Source organism: Aequorivita aquimaris, assembly GCF_001573155.1.
Taxonomy (GTDB): domain Bacteria; phylum Bacteroidota; class Bacteroidia; order Flavobacteriales; family Flavobacteriaceae; genus Aequorivita; species Aequorivita aquimaris.
Genome location: NZ_JRWG01000002.1, coordinates 122,180 through 138,242 on the forward strand (window position 1 = coordinate 122,180; position 16,063 = coordinate 138,242).

At 42.0% G+C, this 16,063-nt stretch carries 14 protein-coding genes; 7 read left to right on the forward strand and 7 right to left on the reverse strand.

From position 1 onward, the window contains the following. Positions 1-184: 184 nt before the first annotated feature. Together LS48_RS03305 and LS48_RS03310 are read right to left on the reverse strand one after the other, a co-directional pair. On the reverse strand, positions 185-1,879 hold the full coding sequence (locus LS48_RS03305) for an SBBP repeat-containing protein (protein ID WP_062619969.1): 1,695 nt from the start codon (positions 1,877-1,879) through the stop codon (positions 185-187). Continuing rightward, positions 1,876-3,249, reverse strand: coding sequence for a T9SS type A sorting domain-containing protein (locus tag LS48_RS03310; protein WP_062619972.1), 1,374 nt, complete (start codon positions 3,247-3,249; stop codon positions 1,876-1,878). The genes LS48_RS03305 and LS48_RS03310 overlap by 4 nt, the downstream gene beginning before the upstream one ends. Before the next feature lie 182 nt (positions 3,250-3,431). Between LS48_RS03310 and pyrH the strand changes: the two genes are divergently transcribed. The 7 genes from pyrH to LS48_RS03345 all read left to right on the forward strand — a co-directional run bounded on the left by pyrH (position 3,432) and on the right by LS48_RS03345 (position 12,827). Then, the gene (pyrH, locus tag LS48_RS03315) at positions 3,432-4,139 is read left to right on the forward strand and encodes a UMP kinase (RefSeq protein WP_062619974.1); all 708 of its coding nucleotides are present in this window, start codon (positions 3,432-3,434) and stop codon (positions 4,137-4,139) included. Between the two features lie 115 nt (positions 4,140-4,254). Further along, on the forward strand, positions 4,255-4,809 hold the full coding sequence (frr, locus tag LS48_RS03320; protein WP_062619975.1) for a ribosome recycling factor: 555 nt from the start codon (positions 4,255-4,257) through the stop codon (positions 4,807-4,809). Between the two features lie 87 nt (positions 4,810-4,896). Then, positions 4,897-6,162 (forward strand): DUF5686 family C-terminal domain-containing protein, encoded by a 1,266-nt coding sequence (locus LS48_RS03325; RefSeq protein WP_076692411.1) that lies wholly within the window; start codon positions 4,897-4,899, stop codon positions 6,160-6,162. Between the two features lie 530 nt (positions 6,163-6,692). Next, complete coding sequence (locus tag LS48_RS03330; protein WP_062619980.1) at positions 6,693-9,083, forward strand: efflux RND transporter permease subunit; 2,391 nt, start codon at positions 6,693-6,695, stop codon at positions 9,081-9,083. Between the two features lie 142 nt (positions 9,084-9,225). Continuing rightward, positions 9,226-10,668 (forward strand): asparagine--tRNA ligase, encoded by a 1,443-nt coding sequence (asnS, locus tag LS48_RS03335; protein WP_062619982.1) that lies wholly within the window; start codon positions 9,226-9,228, stop codon positions 10,666-10,668. A 90-nt stretch (positions 10,669-10,758) separates the two neighbouring features. Continuing rightward, positions 10,759-12,222, forward strand: coding sequence for an RNA polymerase factor sigma-54 (gene rpoN, locus LS48_RS03340; RefSeq protein WP_045078922.1), 1,464 nt, complete (start codon positions 10,759-10,761; stop codon positions 12,220-12,222). Continuing rightward, positions 12,222-12,827, forward strand: coding sequence for a hypothetical protein (locus LS48_RS03345; RefSeq protein WP_045078921.1), 606 nt, complete (start codon positions 12,222-12,224; stop codon positions 12,825-12,827). The genes rpoN and LS48_RS03345 overlap by 1 nt, the downstream gene beginning before the upstream one ends. Here LS48_RS03345 and LS48_RS03350 read toward each other — a convergent pair. The 5 genes from LS48_RS03350 to LS48_RS03370 all read right to left on the reverse strand — a co-directional run bounded on the left by LS48_RS03350 (position 12,822) and on the right by LS48_RS03370 (position 15,984). Beyond that, complete coding sequence (locus LS48_RS03350; RefSeq protein WP_062619984.1) at positions 12,822-13,526, reverse strand: outer membrane beta-barrel protein; 705 nt, start codon at positions 13,524-13,526, stop codon at positions 12,822-12,824. The genes LS48_RS03345 and LS48_RS03350 overlap by 6 nt on opposite strands. Positions 13,527-13,626: 100 nt before the next feature. Continuing rightward, entirely contained in the window at positions 13,627-14,100 is a 474-nt protein-coding gene (locus tag LS48_RS03355; protein WP_045078920.1) for an ExbD/TolR family protein, read from the reverse strand. A 10-nt stretch (positions 14,101-14,110) separates the two neighbouring features. Beyond that, the gene (locus tag LS48_RS03360) at positions 14,111-14,737 is read right to left on the reverse strand and encodes an ExbD/TolR family protein (protein ID WP_045078919.1); all 627 of its coding nucleotides are present in this window, start codon (positions 14,735-14,737) and stop codon (positions 14,111-14,113) included. Further along, entirely contained in the window at positions 14,737-15,162 is a 426-nt protein-coding gene (locus tag LS48_RS03365; RefSeq protein WP_062619987.1) for a hypothetical protein, read from the reverse strand. The genes LS48_RS03360 and LS48_RS03365 overlap by 1 nt, the downstream gene beginning before the upstream one ends. A gap of 12 nt (positions 15,163-15,174) precedes the next feature. Beyond that, positions 15,175-15,984 (reverse strand): MotA/TolQ/ExbB proton channel family protein, encoded by an 810-nt coding sequence (locus tag LS48_RS03370; RefSeq protein ID WP_062619989.1) that lies wholly within the window; start codon positions 15,982-15,984, stop codon positions 15,175-15,177. Positions 15,985-16,063 lie beyond the last annotated feature (79 nt).

Sequence of the window (16,063 nt, forward strand, 5' to 3'; positions counted from 1 at the left end):
ATCCTAAAATTATTACATATAAAACAGGATTTTCCCTGTTTATTACACAGGGTTTTTCCTGTACTGTTGCATTATTTTTCCTACAAAAAAGAAAACCTTTGGAAGAAGTATCTACCAAAGGTTTTAATGTGTTTTAAAATAAAAAGGTCTCGACTGCGCTCGACCGGACATTTTTTTCAGAAATTTATTCCTTCACGATTTTTCTAACCGTTTTTTTCCCTTCGGAAGAAATAATGGCTAGGTACATGCCGCTTTCTAAATTGCCAAGATTCAATTTTGTTTTTAAAGCGACAGGAGACGTTTCCAAAACAATTCTTCCCGAAAGATCATAAACTGCAATTGTGCTTATTATTGACTTTGATTCCACGTTCAATATATCTTGAAACGGATTGGGATATAGTACCGGTTCTCCCGATACCAAATACTGCGGAATCCCAAGGGGGGCATTTTCCAATTTCAGAATAAATACATCCATTTCGCCTTGTGATGTTAAATTGAAAACCCCACTGCCCGGATCAAAATCGGCGGTAGTGTTGAAATATCCCGTACACAAAACCTTCCCTTCGTTATCAACCGCAATCCCCAAACCGCGATCTTCGTCCGGTCCGCCAACGGAGGAAGCCCATTGAAAATTGCCTGAGGCATTCAAATGCTGCACAAATACGTCAATAAACCCTGCAGAAGTAAGGTTGGCTGTGCCACCATTGGGGTCAAAATCTACAGTTTCCTCAAACCTGCCGGTGGTGTAAATACCTCCATTGCTATCGGTTTTTATGGAAACTCCTTCTTCATAAACAGGGCCTCCCATACGTTTTGCCCAAACAAAATTTCCATTGGTTTCCAATTTTAAAATATAGGCATCTGCCAAGCCTTCACTGGTAAGTTCAAAAGTGGCGGCACCGGGATCAAAATCCTGTGTGGCATAAAAATAGCCTGTTACCAAGACTTCGCCATTGGGACCGATTGCAATGTCATTTCCAACATTGTAGTGGCTGCCATTGGCCTGTTTTGCCCAAACAAAATTGCCATCGGCATCCAATTTTGAAACAAACATTTTATCCAAAGTTCCAGCTGATTCCAAGAGAAAAGTGCCGGAACCTGGATCAAAATCGGGCGCGCTATTCGTGTAACTTCCGGTGGAATACACATTTCCGGCAGCATCAACGGCCACCGCATTTGGAAAGTCTTCGCGAGTGCCACCCAATTGTTTTGCCCAAATGTAATTGCCATTAGCATCCAATTTCACTATAAAAATATCCTCATCGCCAAAAGACGTTAGATTGGCCGTGCCTGCGCCCGGATCAAAATCAACCGTATTGTTGAAATACCCAATGGTAACAACATTTCCGGAATTATCGACGGCAATGCCCCGGCCGCGGTCTGGACTACTTGAGCCAAAGCTTTTGGCCCAAAGGTAATTACCCTCTGCGTTTAACTTCAACACAAAAGCATCGAGATTTCCAGCACTCGTAAGGATTTGCGTACCAGCACCCGGATCAAAATCTAGATCGGTCTCAAAATAGCCCGTTATCAATAAATTGCCCGAAGTATCTAAAACCAAGGTATCGGGATATTCAGAATCATTGCTCCCGATTGTTTTTGCCCAAACAAAATTGCCCGAGGCATCAAATTTTGTGAGAAAAATATCTGCCTCGCCTTGGGCTGTTACTTCAAACGTGCCGCTTCCAGGATCAAAATCGACGGTTTGGGTAAAATATCCAAGCGTATAAACATTGTTTTGGGCATCAATGGCTATGGATTCGCCACGGTCAAAACCGCTGCCGCCCATACTTTTTGCCCAAGTAAGTTCTTGCGCCACAAATGATTTTGGAGCAAGCAATATCAAAAAAGTTATTAATGGTAAAATGGAAAATTTCATAATTTATTCACTTTAAAGGTTTGGACTTTTGTACCTACTGTGGCCTTAATTAAATAAATCCCCGATGATAGCGCGGAAAGATCCATTTCAGCTTTAGAAGCATTGGGCTTCAATGTTTGCACTTTTCTTCCAGCAAGGTCATACACCAAAATGGATTCAATAGGTTCCTTACTCTCCAAAAATAGTTGTGAATTTGTTGGGTTTGGGTACAATACCACTGTATTCAAAGCCTCTACTTCGACCCCCAAATTGGTATTCACACCAAAAAAAGTTTCGTATGAATTGCCACCAAATTCCACTTCAATATTATAAACCCCATCGGGCCACGTATTGTCCACTATAAAATTCCACTGTGCCCAAGCTTGTGGATAAAAGGGCCACGGCGAAGCGAATACCCAATCATACAGCACGGTTCCGTCCGGTTTTCTGAAAATGATATGGGTTTCGGAATTGGTTTGAATATCGCGGTAAAAAATTCGGAAAACAAGTTCCTCACCGGGCTCAAAATTCAATTCTTCATACGTGTTTTCAACCACGCCACAATCATCGTCAAACGTTTGTGTGTTGTGCGTGGAAAGCCTATTAATAGTCGGTTGGAAATACTCGGGTTGGTTTGCCCACCAACTATCAGGGTTCATATTGTTACAGGGACCTTCGTATGGGTCAATCAAATTGTCGTTGGCGTCATAAATCTCAAAGTGCAAATGGGGCACGGTACTACTGCCAGAGCTTCCCGCGGCGCCAAGATATTCCCCTTCGGCAACCGAATCGCCAATATTTTTTGATGTGATTGCTCCATCCTTAAAATGCCAGTACCATGCCTGCGAACCGTCGGCATGTTCTATAATTATTCCGTTCCAGTTTGGATTTCCGTTGTTTACGCAGTTTAAATCAAAAAAACCATCCCTTTTATTGATAATTACCCCCGGTGCGGCGGCAACAACTTCCATCAGTTGCTCTTGCATGCGTTTCCACGGGTAAGGCCAAAGCACATAATCTGTTCCTTCGTGGTTACCATTTCCCCAGTCGTAGGTGCGTTGCCCACATTCATAATCGAGTAAATTACCGTTGGGTGTTAAGTTGTGGTCCACATAATTATTTATGGTATAATAGCCATAGTCATCAAAGCCAGCTTTCGGCCTAATGGGAAAAATAAACAACGGCGAGCCCCCTTTGTGCTGAAAGGCATTTGGGTTGGTTTGAAGAATCTGTTGTTTGTTCAAAGTATTTTGCTGCCTAACTTCCTGCCGTTGTGAATCTGTGATACATTCGGTCTTTTCAAATTCAACGGGATGAAATGATACTTTTGGCTGTTGTGCCGACGCAGAAACGGCAATGGTACATGCGAAAAAAAATAATTTTGATTTCATAATAAACAGTATTTAAGGATTATATCTTTCTGAACATGCTTACATCGTATTGCAAAGCGTGATGTCATCACTAAACCGAAACTTTTTTTGCAGTTGGGTACTTATAAATAGAAAAACTACTTTTTTAATTACTTCCATAGCATCAATAATTTTCTTTATTTTTGCCACAGCAAACCCAAACTATGCAGTACAAAAGAATTCTTTTAAAACTTTCTGGCGAGGCCTTGATGGGCGAACAGCAATACGGAATAGATGCCGTTCGACTTAAGGAATACGCCCACGAAATAAAACAGATAACCGATAAGGGAGTGGAAGTTGCCATCGTTATTGGCGGTGGAAACATTTTTAGAGGTTTGGCCGGAGCCAGCAGCGGGATGGACCGCGTGCAGGGCGACCATATGGGGATGCTCGCTACCGTAATCAATGGTTTGGCATTGCAAAGCGCCCTTGAGAATGAAGATGTGCCCACACGCCTGCAGAGCGCCATTAACATTAATGAGGTTGCGGAGCCGTTTATCCGCAGGAAAGCAATAAGACATTTGGAGAAAGGCCGCGTGGTTATTTTTGGAGGCGGCACCGGGAATCCTTATTTTACGACAGATTCGGCGGCGGTTTTAAGAGCTATTGAGATAGGTGCCGATGTAATATTAAAAGGAACCCGAGTAGATGGAATCTATACCAGCGACCCAGAAAAGGATAAGCTGGCAACAAAATTTGATTTTATCAGTTTTGAGGATGTATTGCAGAAAGGTCTGAAAGTGATGGATACAACGGCCTTTACCCTAAGCCAGGAGAATGAGCTGCCAATCATTGTTTTTGATATGAACACGAAAGGAAATCTACTAAAAGTTGTTTCCGGTGAAAAGATTGGAACTAAAGTGAATTTATAAAAGTAGCCATGATTACACGAATCTTTTATAATTTTGATTCGTAATAAATTATATTAAACCACTTACCCTGAGCGCAGTCGAAGGGTTGAACATTGAATATTGAACACTGATTTTTATGGAAGACGAAATAGATATTATAATTGAAGGCACCAAAGAAGCTATGGGCAACGCCCTAAAGCATCTTGAAAAGCAATTGGTAAACATTCGTGCCGGAAAGGCTTCACCATCTATGGTAGGTAGTGTGATGGTAGATTATTATGGCAGCCCAACGCCATTGAGCCAAGTGGCAAACGTGAGCACTCCTGACGGAATGACCATTAGCATACAGCCTTGGGAAAAGCAAATGATTCCCGAAATAGAGCGCGGAATCCATCTTGCCAATATAGGTTTCAATCCTATGAACAATGGAGAAAGTGTGATCATTAACGTACCACCACTGACCGAAGAGCGCAGAAGGGAGTTGGCAAAGCAAGCCAAAGCTGCTGCAGAAGAGGCAAAAATTGGTGTACGTAACGATAGAAAGGTAGCTAACCACGATCTAAAAGGTTTGGATATTTCGGAAGATTTGAAAAAAAGCCTTGAGGACGATATCCAGGAAATGACCGATGCGCACATCAAAAAAATTGATGAAATCTTGGCCAAGAAAGAAAAGGAAATAATGACTGTGTAATACACATTTCGTTAAACTAAATATAATAAAGCGGCATAATAGCCGCTTTCTCTTTACTTTTAAATGGTTACAAACCAACCTTTCCGAATGCGAAAACTTCTTTTTCCTGTCTTTTTCAGTATTGCCTTTTTTGCTTTTGCGCAGGAGCCGGCAATAAAAACAGATAAGGACACCATCGCAGGAGTTGAGGACAAAAAAGATCATCCACTTTCCTCAGGATATTATCCTATAGGTTTTTTTGACATCGATCTAAAGACCCTAATTAAGCTAAATAATTATGAAGGCCTGCGTTTGGGCATTGGGGGATTGACCAATGACAGACTTTTTAAGAATTACAAATTTGGCGGGTACTATGCTTATGGTTTTAAGGACAAAACCTCTAAATATGGGGTAGGTGTTAGCGCTCGAGTTAACAAAGAAAAGAAGGCTTGGCTAAGTGTATATTATGCCGATGATGTAAAAGAAATTGGAACTTTTGATTATTTGACCGATGCGCGTGTTTATTCCATCTTTGAACCTCGTCTTGTTAACATCACCCAATTTTATAAATACCGAAAATGGTATACGAGTATTGCGAGTGAACTTTCACCAAAAATATTGGCAGAAGTTCGTTTGGAACACAGCAATGTGGAAAATATTGAAAACTATTATTACATACACGATGGTGTACCCTACAGAAATTACCAGTTGGCAGAGGCAACGGTTTCTTTCAGAATTAGTCCGAAGACAAATTTCTTTACAAATGAAGACGGCACGAAAGAGTATTTTGATGGTTTTCCGAAAATAAGTGCGCAGATTACCCAAGGGGTGAAAGATGTGGTGGAAAGCGATTTTACCTATACCAAATTTGGGTTGAAGTTGGATTATTACATAAAGCGCACCGATCTTTCATCAACCAATATTCTGTTGGAAGGATCGTTGGCAACGGGCGATGTTCCGCTTACGCATTTATTCCACTCTTATCCCAACCAACCCACCAAAGATGAGGTACTGCAACGCTTTTCGGTGGCGGGCGTCCAAAGTTTTGAGACGATGTATTTTGGCGAATTCTTTTCAGACAGGCTTACTACACTACAAATAAAACATAGTTTGCGCAGGTTCAAGCTTACGGAAAAATGGAAGCCGGAACTGGTACTGATAACGCGCCATGCCCTAGGCGATATGAGCAACAGGGACCAACACTTTGGAATCCCTTTTAATACGCTGGACCAGCTTTATAACGAAACTGGTTTTGAAATAAATAAAATTCTCTTTGGGTTTGGGCTTAGCGCGGCTTACCGCTACGGGTATTACAATCTTCCAAAATTCTCAGATAATATTTCGTTCAAGTTTACCTTCTACCTTAAGGTGTAGGGGGAAGTTTTTGCTTTTAGCCCTTGGCCTTTGGCCGTTCGCTTCGTTTTACCCTAAATTTATTTATTCACCCTATGCGTGCAGACGCTAACTCTATGCGTGCAGACGGCAGTTCTATGCGTGCAGACGCTAACTCTATGCGTGCAGACGGCAGTTCTATGCGTGCAGACGCTAACTCTATGCGTGCAGACTCATACTCTATTCGTAAAATTATTCACCCTGTCCTATACGACGCTTATTCTAACCGATACGACGGCAGTTCTAACCGATACGACGCTAGTTCTATCCTATACTATGGCAGTTCTAACCGATATGACACAAGTTTTATCCTATACGACGGCAGTTCTATGCGTGCAGCGCAAAAGCCATAGCAACCACTAGGTATATTTTTGGGTTTCGGTGAAGGTTGTTTTCATTTGTGGTAGAAGTTAGTAAAAAAATGGAACTCCCACATCTTCCTAAAATACCCTGAAAATAAATTTCTTACTTATCGCAAATACGTACCTTTGCCAAGTCTATAAAAAATTGCTTTGAACAAACTTTTTAGCATCGGGTTTTGGAGCTGGGTGGCCCGTTTTATCTTGCGGAACCGAACCTGGATTTTAATAGTTATAGCAGCCATAACCGTCCTGCTCGCGCTTCAGTGGAAAAACATGCGCTTCACCTATACCGAGGCTAACCTACTTCCGGACGACCACCCCATTAATCTTGAATACGACCAGTTTCTGTCGCATTTTGGCGAAGAGGGCAACTTGATTGTAATGGGGGTCAAGGACTCTACCATATTTACGCCCGAAAAATTTAAGGCGTGGAACCAGCTTTCCAAGGATATTGGCAAGTTTAACGAAGTAGAGCTCACGCTTTCCGTGGGCAACCTGCAAAAACTTGAAAAGAAGACTGACACCACCGGTTTTGAATTGGTGCCCTTCATAAAAGATTCGGTATTTACCCAGGCCAACCTTGCGGAATACAAAGACGAGCTTTTCAATAAACTGCCGTTCTATGACGGACTTATTTACAGCCCGGACAAGCAGAGCATCCGTTCGGCCATTTATCTGAAAAAGGACATTGTAAACACCGCCGCCCGAAAGGATTTTGTGATTGACGATTTGATACCCATCATCAAAAAATTTGAGGAAGACACGGGCGTTACGGTTTACACTTCGGGCATGCCATACATCCGAACGTTGAATTCACAAAGTATCATCGACGAGATTGGGTTGTTCATTGGCGGGGCGCTGCTGGTTACCTCGCTTATCTTTTTCTTCTTTTTTCGCTCTTGGCGCGCTACCTTCATATCTATGTGTACCGTTATTATCGGGGTGATGTGGGCCTTCGGTTTTTTGGGGCTGATGCATTATGAAATCACCGTACTCACCGCCTTGATTCCGCCGTTGATAATCGTAATCGGGATTCCGAACTGTATTTTCTTAATAAATAAATACCAGCAGGAAATAAAACTCCACGGAAACCAAGCAAAGTCATTACAGCGCGTAATCGCGAAAGTGGGCAACGCAACCTTGATGACAAACCTTACCACGGCATCGGGTTTTGCTACTTTTATTTTGGTGAAAAGTGAGCTTTTGAGTGAATTCGGTATTGTGGCCTCCATCAACATTGTCGCCATCTTTTTACTGAGTTTGCTGATTATACCGATAATCTACAGTTATATGGCGGTGCCGAAATATAAGCACCTAAAACATTTGAACAAAACGTGGATAAATGGTTTTGTGAATTGGATTGAGCGAATGGTAAAGGAGCGCCGCATAACCATTTATATTTCTGCGGTACTGTTGCTTTGCGCAAGTATTATTGGAATCTACAATATAAAAATCTCGGGAAGCCTTATTGAGGATATGCCGAAGAATACTGGTTTTTTTGACGATATCCGCTTTTTTGAGAAGGAATACGAAGGCATTATGCCCTTGGAAATAATGGTGGACACAAAGAAGAAAAAAGGCGTGATGAGCCTTTCCACCTTAAAACGAATTGACGAACTGCAGGACCATATCAAGGAAATTCCTGAATTTGCAAAGCCACTTTCCGTGGTTGAATTGGTGAAATATTCAAAACAGGCCTACTATAACGGCAACCCTGAATACTATCAATTGCCCAACAGCCAGGAAAAGAATTTTATACTTAGCTACGCCAAAAGCAGCAATACAGACACCAATCTGCTGAACAGTTATGTGGACAGTACGGGCCAATTTGCGCGTATCACCACCTTTATGAAAGATACTGAGCCGGATAGGTTTAAACGCATCGAGGAGGATTTGCACAACGAAATAAACAAAGTCTTTCCGCCGGAGCGCTACAATGTTTCCGTTACCGGAAAGGCTTTGGTTTTCCAGAAAGGAACGCATTATTTGGTAAACAACCTCATTCTCTCCCTTTCCCTCGCCATTTTCCTGATAGCAGTGTTTATGGCGTGGATGTTCCGAAGCTTTAAAATGATAATAATCTCGCTTATCCCAAACCTGCTGCCCTTGATAATTACAGCCGGCGTCATGGGCTTTGTGGGCGTGCCCATAAAACCATCCACCATTTTGGTGTTCAGCATTGCGTTTGGAATCTCGGTGGACGATACCATCCATTTTCTAGCCAAGTACCGGCAGGAACTGATAGCCAACAATTGGAAAATCAAAAAATCGGTTTTTGCCGCCCTGCGCGAAACGGCGGTAAGTATGTTTTATACTTCCATCGTGCTTTTCTTTGGCTTTTCGGTATTTACCATTTCCAGTTTTGGAGGGACGGTTGCGTTGGGCGCGCTGGTTTCCATAACGCTGCTTTTCGCCATGCTCTCAAACCTACTGCTGCTGCCCACGCTCCTACTTTCTTTGGAACGAAGCATCGCAAATAAGGAAACCATGAAAAAACCCGCCATCGAGATTTTAACCGATGACGAAGATGAAATAGAATAAACCGTATTCAACGAAATTTCAAACTTATACTAAAGGTTTAAAATCCGCCCTACGATAGTAGAGTTAGCTTCTCTGGAATTTGGTGCTTTTACTTTTTTGGAATTTTATTTAAAAGTATATTTGCTCCTCTTAAAATAAGAATATGCAACACAAAACCATAGATGAATTGTTGAAAAGCGAAAAAACCCACATTGACGTGATTGTTCGCGGCTGGGTGCGCTCTTTCAGAAGCAATAGGTTCATCGCCTTAAACGACGGTTCTACCATCAAAACCCTGCAATGTGTAGTGGATTTTGAAAATTTTGATGAAGAAATTCTTAAGAAAACAACCGTGGGGGCCGCCATTGAAGTTGCCGGCGTGCTCGTGGAAAGTCAGGGTCAGGGCCAGACAGTAGAAGTACAAGTTTCAAAATTGACCGTTCTGGGCGAGGCCAATCCTGAAGATGTAAAGCTCACCATTTTATCGCCTAAAAGACATTCCTTGGAGACCTTGCGCGAACAGGCACACTTGCGCGTGCGGACCAATACCTTTGGCGCGGTGATGCGCACACGTTCCAAATTGGCTTTTGCAGTGCACGAGTATTTTCAGAAAAACGGGTTCAATTATATGCACTCGCCCATTATCACCGGAAGCGATGCCGAAGGCGCAGGCGAAATGTTCCGCGTTACAAATTTAGACGCCAAAAATCCGCCGCTTGATGAAAACGGCAATGTAGATTTTAAGGAAGATTTCTTTGAAAAGGAAACCAATCTCACCGTTAGCGGGCAATTGGAAGCCGAAACCTATGCAATGGCGCTTGGGAAGGTTTATACCTTCGGCCCTACTTTTAGGGCTGAAAACTCAAACACCAGCCGCCACTTGGCGGAATTCTGGATGATTGAGCCAGAAGTTGCTTTCAATGATTTGGACGCAAATATGGATTTGGCGGAAGATTTCATCAAATATGTAATCAATTATGCGCTGGAAAATTGTGCCGACGATCTTGAATTCCTGGAAAACCGTTTGCTGGAAGAGGAGAAGAACAAACCGCAGGACGAACGCAGCGAAATGAAACTACGGGAAAAGCTTCGTTTTATTTTGGAAAACAATTTTAAAAGGGTAAGCTATACCGAGGCGATTGATATTTTGAAGCGCTCAAAACCAAACCAAAAGAAAAAATTCAAATATATAATCGAGGAATGGGGCGCCGACCTACAGAGCGAGCACGAGCGTTTCTTGGTTGAAAAGCACTTTAAAAGCCCCGTTATCCTTTTCGATTATCCCGCAAAGATCAAGGCCTTCTATATGCGCTTGAATGACGATGGCAAGACGGTCCGCGCGATGGACGTACTATTTCCCGGTATCGGCGAAATAGTTGGCGGCTCACAGCGTGAGGAGCGTTATGATGTGCTAAAACAAAAAATGGAAGCGATGGACATTAGCACCGAGGAACTGTATTGGTATTTAGACCTGCGTAAATTTGGAACCGCGGTCCACAGTGGTTTTGGGCTCGGTTTTGAGCGTTTGGTACAGTTCACTACGGGAATGGGCAACATTCGCGATGTAATTCCTTACCCAAGAACTCCGGGCAACGCAGAGTTCTAAGCAATAAAAGCATAAGATTGTATTAAAACTGGCTACTTAATTATTTTAGTAGCTGGTTTTTTTTAACTTTATGAAGTAGTAATTAGACGTATGTTAAAGCAGCAATTAAATCTTAAACTTTCCCAGAAATTATCGCCTCAGCAGATACAGTTGATGAAGATGATACAGTTGCCTACGCAGGCTTTTGAGCAGCGGATAGCGCAGGAATTGGAGGAGAACCCAGCCTTGGAGGGCGGGAAGGACGAAGGGGAGAATTTTGATGATGAATTCAGCAATGATGAATTTGACGATAGCTATGACGAAGGCAACGAAGTAATTGAAACAGATATAAACGTTGATGATTACTTGAGCGATGACGAAGTGCCGAGCTACAAACTTTCCGCAAACAATTACAGTGCAGATGATGAGGAACGCCAAATGCCCTATGCCGCGGGAACTTCCTTTACCCAGCACTTAATGCAGCAATTGAGCACCTATCGCCTTGACGAAGAGGAAAAGCAAATAGCCGAGTTTCTGGTGGGCAGTGTGGATGAAAGCGGTTACATACGCCGCGAAATCCAGGATATTGTTGATGATTTGGCTTTTACCCAAAATGTTTACACCACCGAGGACAAAGTAGAAAAAGTTCTAAAAGTGGTTCAGGAGCTGGATCCCGCCGGCGTTGCGGCCCGCGATCTTCAGGAATGTTTACTGCTTCAATTGGAGCGAAGGGAACAAACGCCTTCCGTTGCATTGGCGATTGATATATTGGATGATTCCTTCGATCATTTCAGCAAAAAGCATTATAAAAAACTCATTCAGAAATTCGATATTACGGAAGACCAGCTTCGCGATGCCATTCACGAAATTGAAGGCCTGAACCCAAAACCGGGCGGCACCTATTCGGGAAACAACAGGATTGTGGAGCACGTGGTACCCGATTTCGCGATAAAAATTGTGGATGGCGAATTGGATTTAACCCTGAACGGCAGAAACGCTCCCGAGCTTCACGTGAGCCACGATTATACCAACATGCTTAAAGGGTATAAAGAATCCAAAGACAAATCGAAAGCGCAGAAGGACGCGGTAATGTTCATTAAACAGAAATTGGACGCGGCCAAATGGTTTATAGATGCAATCAAACAAAGGCAACAGACGCTCTACGTTACGATGAACGCTATCATGCACCATCAAAAAGAGTATTTTTTGTCCGGAGATGAGCGCAAGCTGAAACCGATGATCTTGAAAGATATAGCCGATAAGATCAATATGGACGTTTCCACCGTTTCACGCGTTGCAAATAGTAAATACGTTGACACGCCTTACGGGACAAAGCTGATAAAGGAATTTTTCAGTGAATCGATGAAGAATGATCAGGGCGAAGATGTTTCTACCAAGGAAATCAAGAAAATTCTTGAAATAACCATTTCCGAAGAAGACAAAAGAAAGCCCCTTACCGACGATAAACTGGCAAAGATCTTATTGGAAAAGGGCTATCCTATTGCCCGGCGTACCATAGCCAAATACCGCGAACAACTGGATCTGCCAGTCGCGCGACTACGAAAGGAGATTTAATGAGATTTTTTCTAAAAGCTGCTTCCTATATTTTTCATCCATTGTTGATGCCGCTTTTGGGCACCGTGCTCTATTTCAACGTTACACCGAGATACCTTGAACCAGAGTTGATGCGCGCCAATCTCTTCGCCATCGGCATAATCACCGTGTTAATACCGTTGGTGGTTTTCTTTCTTCTGAAAAACCTTGGAGTAGTAGAAACGATTTACCTAAAAGAGGTGCGGGAACGCAAGTTTCCCTTAATGATCCAGTGCATACTCTTACTGCTCATCATCAAGATGATATTTGATCCCTATGAAGATCCAGAGCTGTACTATTTTTTTGTAGGCATGTTGTTTTCAGCCTTCAGTGCGCTTGTAATGGTGCTTTTTAAATTAAAGGTAAGCCTGCACCAAATGGGCGTTGCCGGTATTTTGATGTTTCTTGTGGGGCTGAGCGCGCATTTCAAAATAAACCTTTTGGTTACTATTTCCTTTTTCCTCTTTGTAAATGGTTGGGTAGCCTCATCGCGGTTAAATAGTGATTCGCACACCTATCCTGAACTGGGCATTGGCTTGTTATTGGGAGCCATACCGCAATTGATTCTTTTCAACCTTTGGTTATAGAATGTAAAACAGCAATCCTACTTTTAACACCCTCATATCCACACTTTCACCATCAATGGTAACGGCATCCTTAAAAAAAGGATTGATACTGTAGGAAGCAAAAAAGTTAAACGTATTGTAGCCCAGACTAAGTGTAGCGGAAAGTCTTAATGGATCGAATTCCGGAATTTTAGTTTGGTTTACTGTGTTTCCAGATTGCTTGAAAGTTGCCTTGTAATAATAGGCATAGCCCACTCTAAAACCTCCGTAAACCCTCCAAAACTTATAACTGGAAGGCGTGGAAGTACGCCATCTAAATTCAACAGGAGCTTCAATTATTGCCATATTGAAGCGGTTTCGTGTATAATCTACGTTACCATCGAGTACCCTAAAAATGGTTTCATCATTTGTTGTTTCACCAATAAAAAGATTTTCACCCAATTGATCAATCGCAAGCCCTGCGCCTATGGCGATGGCCACGTTTCGTTGTTTGTTAATGGGCATATCCCGTAAAAAGCCAAATTGTATCCCTCCGGAAAGGCCGCGGATATTTCCGCCCGATGGAAGATTCAGTGGCACATTATAGGTAACGCCGATATAAAACTGGTCTTCCCTATATAAAGAATCAACGGGGAATTTTGGAATGCTATCCTGGGCCACTGTTTTAAGTGAAACCAGGCCCAGAAAAAGTGTAAAAAGAATTTTTAGTGCGCTTTGCATACGAATCAAAGATACTTGTATTTTCAAAATATGGCGCATAAAAAAACGCCTTGGACCCAAAATTTTGGTACAAGGCGCTTTAAAATAAAGTCGATACCTTTTATTGATTTATTTCATTGCCAGGAGTGGTAATGTATATAATCTTCAACATATTAAGATCACGTAACTCCTGCTTGATGTCAGTTACCATTCCAGTATTAGTCTTCTCATCAACCTTAAGGGCCACCATTACCTTATCCTGAAGTTCAGGAAGTAGTTTTTGACGGGCCTCTGTCAAAGCAAACTTGATATTGGATATATCTGTGTACTTATCGCCAATTTGGATTTTAGCCTCAGAACCATACTTATCCTGATATCTTGAACTTGGCTTTCCGGCATAGATATATACGGAACGGTCCTTCTTCAACTTTTCAACTTGATCTGCCTTTGGCAACTTGTTCTGAACAAGCAGATTGTCATCGCGAAGTACCGTTACAACCATAAAGAAGAACAGTAGCATAAATACAATATCCGGAAGGGATGCTGTAGATATAGCTGGCAATCCGCCGTCTTTTTTCTTTTTAAATTTTGACATATTCTAAATATTATTGTCCAGATTTTTTTGGTTCAGCTTCTGAAAGTTTTAGCGGGAATAATTTTTGAACATTCTCCAATTTTTCCTGCAGTGCCTCTTTAGCGGCTTCACCCTTTATCTTTCCTTCATCGAGGTCTTTACTCTTTTCGGTAAATTTCCATCCGTATAATCTTTCTGATTCCCTGTCTCTCAAATAATTGTATGCCGCCACCAGCTCATTTTGAACGGCAATGTACATTTTATATGAAGTAAGCCTGTCATTTTGTACAGAGATTACTGCTTTATCGGGGTTATCAGACGATTCTGGGTCACGTTTTCCTTTGCAATAACTGCAATATTCCGGGCTTCCGGAAGGTGCTCCACCGTTGTCGAGAAAAGCGATCGCGGCTTGACGGAGATCTTTAAGCTCCATCAATTTTTCTTCAACCAATAATTGATCGCTCCTGTTTACGTTTACAATAAATAGGTTTTTCTCTTTAATTTTTGGCGGATCCACAACATCTTCCTTAGGTGGCAGCTGTCTCGCGATTCCTTTGTCCTTTTCAATGGTAGTAGTTACCAAGAAAAAGATAAGCAATAGGAAAGCGATGTCAGCCATCGACCCTGCATTCACTTCGGGTGTTGCTCTTCTTGCCATTATTTAGTTACTTTTTTAATTCCGCTGAAAACCATTGAGCCCACAGCCAATATTGCTAATATGTAAAAAGCATATAATCCAGTTCCTACCCATTTGGATCCGCTAGCTGAAAGCATTTCGCCTTCCTGCATCGGCATTGGGTTTCCGTCTGCCAGCACGTATGCGATTACTACGATAAGTAGAAATGCGCCCACGGATATCAAGGTGTTCTTTATGTTTCCTGCAAAAATTCCTTTTAGTACAAAGAACAAAACAAATACAATTGTTATAGCAAATGTAATATAAGCAACATACAAGAAACCATCAACGCCTTCACCGGTTGCCGATACAGCCTCATCCCCTTTGGCGATGATCATTGCAAGAAAAATAACTCCCGCAACGCCGAGAAGCAACGCTACTATTTTTAAAATTTTATGTAATGCCATCTTGTGGTTTGTTTAGATTTTGTTTTTTTGTTTGTAGTCGAACAACATATCGATCAAAGTGATGGAAGCATCTTCCATACTGTTTACGATACTATCAATCTTAGCGATAATATAGTTGTAGAAAATTTGAAGTATAATAGCCACGATCAAACCAAATACGGTTGTTAAAAGTGCCACTTTAATACCTCCAGCCACAAGTGATGGGTTCATATCACCAGCCGCCTGAATTTTATCGAATGCAATAATCATCCCGATTACAGTACCCATAAACCCAAGCATAGGAGCCAGAGCGATGAAAAGCGAAATCCAAGAAACATTCTTTTCAAGTTGACCCATTTGAACACCTCCATAGGCAACTACTGCTTTCTCAGCAATGTCGATACCTTCGTGGGCGCGGTCCAGACCTTGGTAGTAGATTGAGGCAACAGGGCCTTTTGTGTTTCTGCACACTTCTTTTGCAGCTTCGATACCACCGCTATTTAAAGCGTCTTCCACATCCTGAGCCAATTTTTGTGTATTGGTAGTAGAAAGGTTAAGGTAGATAATTCTTTCAATAGCAATTGCCAATCCAAGAATCAAACACAATAATACGATCCCCATAAATCCAGGACCCCCCTCCACGAAACGCTCTTTCAATTCTTGATGAAATCCTTTTTCGGGTTCTGCTGCAGGCGCAGTTTCATCTTGAATAAAGGAAACTGTAGTTGCCGTCACCAAAGCTTGAGAGCTCGTTGGCATTGTTTGCGCTGTTGTTGCGTTCGCGTTTAATGTGCCTACAAATACCATTGCGGCAACCGCCATAATAGAAAATAATTTTTTCATTGCTATCGACTTAAAGTTTGTTTTTAGTTAAAGGTTTAAAGATATAAAATAATTTAGTTAATCTGCAAGAATATTAATT

Bases quoted from the DNA above. Each gene is read 5' to 3' on its own strand.
- LS48_RS03360 (WP_045078919.1), bottom strand. From the start codon at position 14,737: ATGGCAAGAAGAGCAACACCCGAAGTGAATGCAGGGTCGATGGCTGAC.
- asnS (WP_062619982.1), top strand. From the start codon at position 9,226: ATGCAACACAAAACCATAGATGAATTGTTGAAAAGCGAAAAAACCCAC.
- LS48_RS03365 (WP_062619987.1), bottom strand. From the start codon at position 15,162: ATGGCATTACATAAAATTTTAAAAATAGTAGCGTTGCTTCTCGGCGTT.
- LS48_RS03370 (WP_062619989.1), bottom strand. From the start codon at position 15,984: ATGAAAAAATTATTTTCTATTATGGCGGTTGCCGCAATGGTATTTGTA.
- LS48_RS03350 (WP_062619984.1), bottom strand. From the start codon at position 13,526: ATGCAAAGCGCACTAAAAATTCTTTTTACACTTTTTCTGGGCCTGGTT.
- frr (WP_062619975.1), top strand. From the start codon at position 4,255: ATGGAAGACGAAATAGATATTATAATTGAAGGCACCAAAGAAGCTATG.
- LS48_RS03305 (WP_062619969.1), bottom strand. From the start codon at position 1,879: ATGAAATTTTCCATTTTACCATTAATAACTTTTTTGATATTGCTTGCT.
- pyrH (WP_062619974.1), top strand. From the start codon at position 3,432: ATGCAGTACAAAAGAATTCTTTTAAAACTTTCTGGCGAGGCCTTGATG.
- LS48_RS03345 (WP_045078921.1), top strand. From the start codon at position 12,222: ATGAGATTTTTTCTAAAAGCTGCTTCCTATATTTTTCATCCATTGTTG.
- rpoN (WP_045078922.1), top strand. From the start codon at position 10,759: ATGTTAAAGCAGCAATTAAATCTTAAACTTTCCCAGAAATTATCGCCT.
- LS48_RS03325 (WP_076692411.1), top strand. From the start codon at position 4,897: ATGCGAAAACTTCTTTTTCCTGTCTTTTTCAGTATTGCCTTTTTTGCT.
- LS48_RS03355 (WP_045078920.1), bottom strand. From the start codon at position 14,100: ATGTCAAAATTTAAAAAGAAAAAAGACGGCGGATTGCCAGCTATATCT.
- LS48_RS03310 (WP_062619972.1), bottom strand. From the start codon at position 3,249: ATGAAATCAAAATTATTTTTTTTCGCATGTACCATTGCCGTTTCTGCG.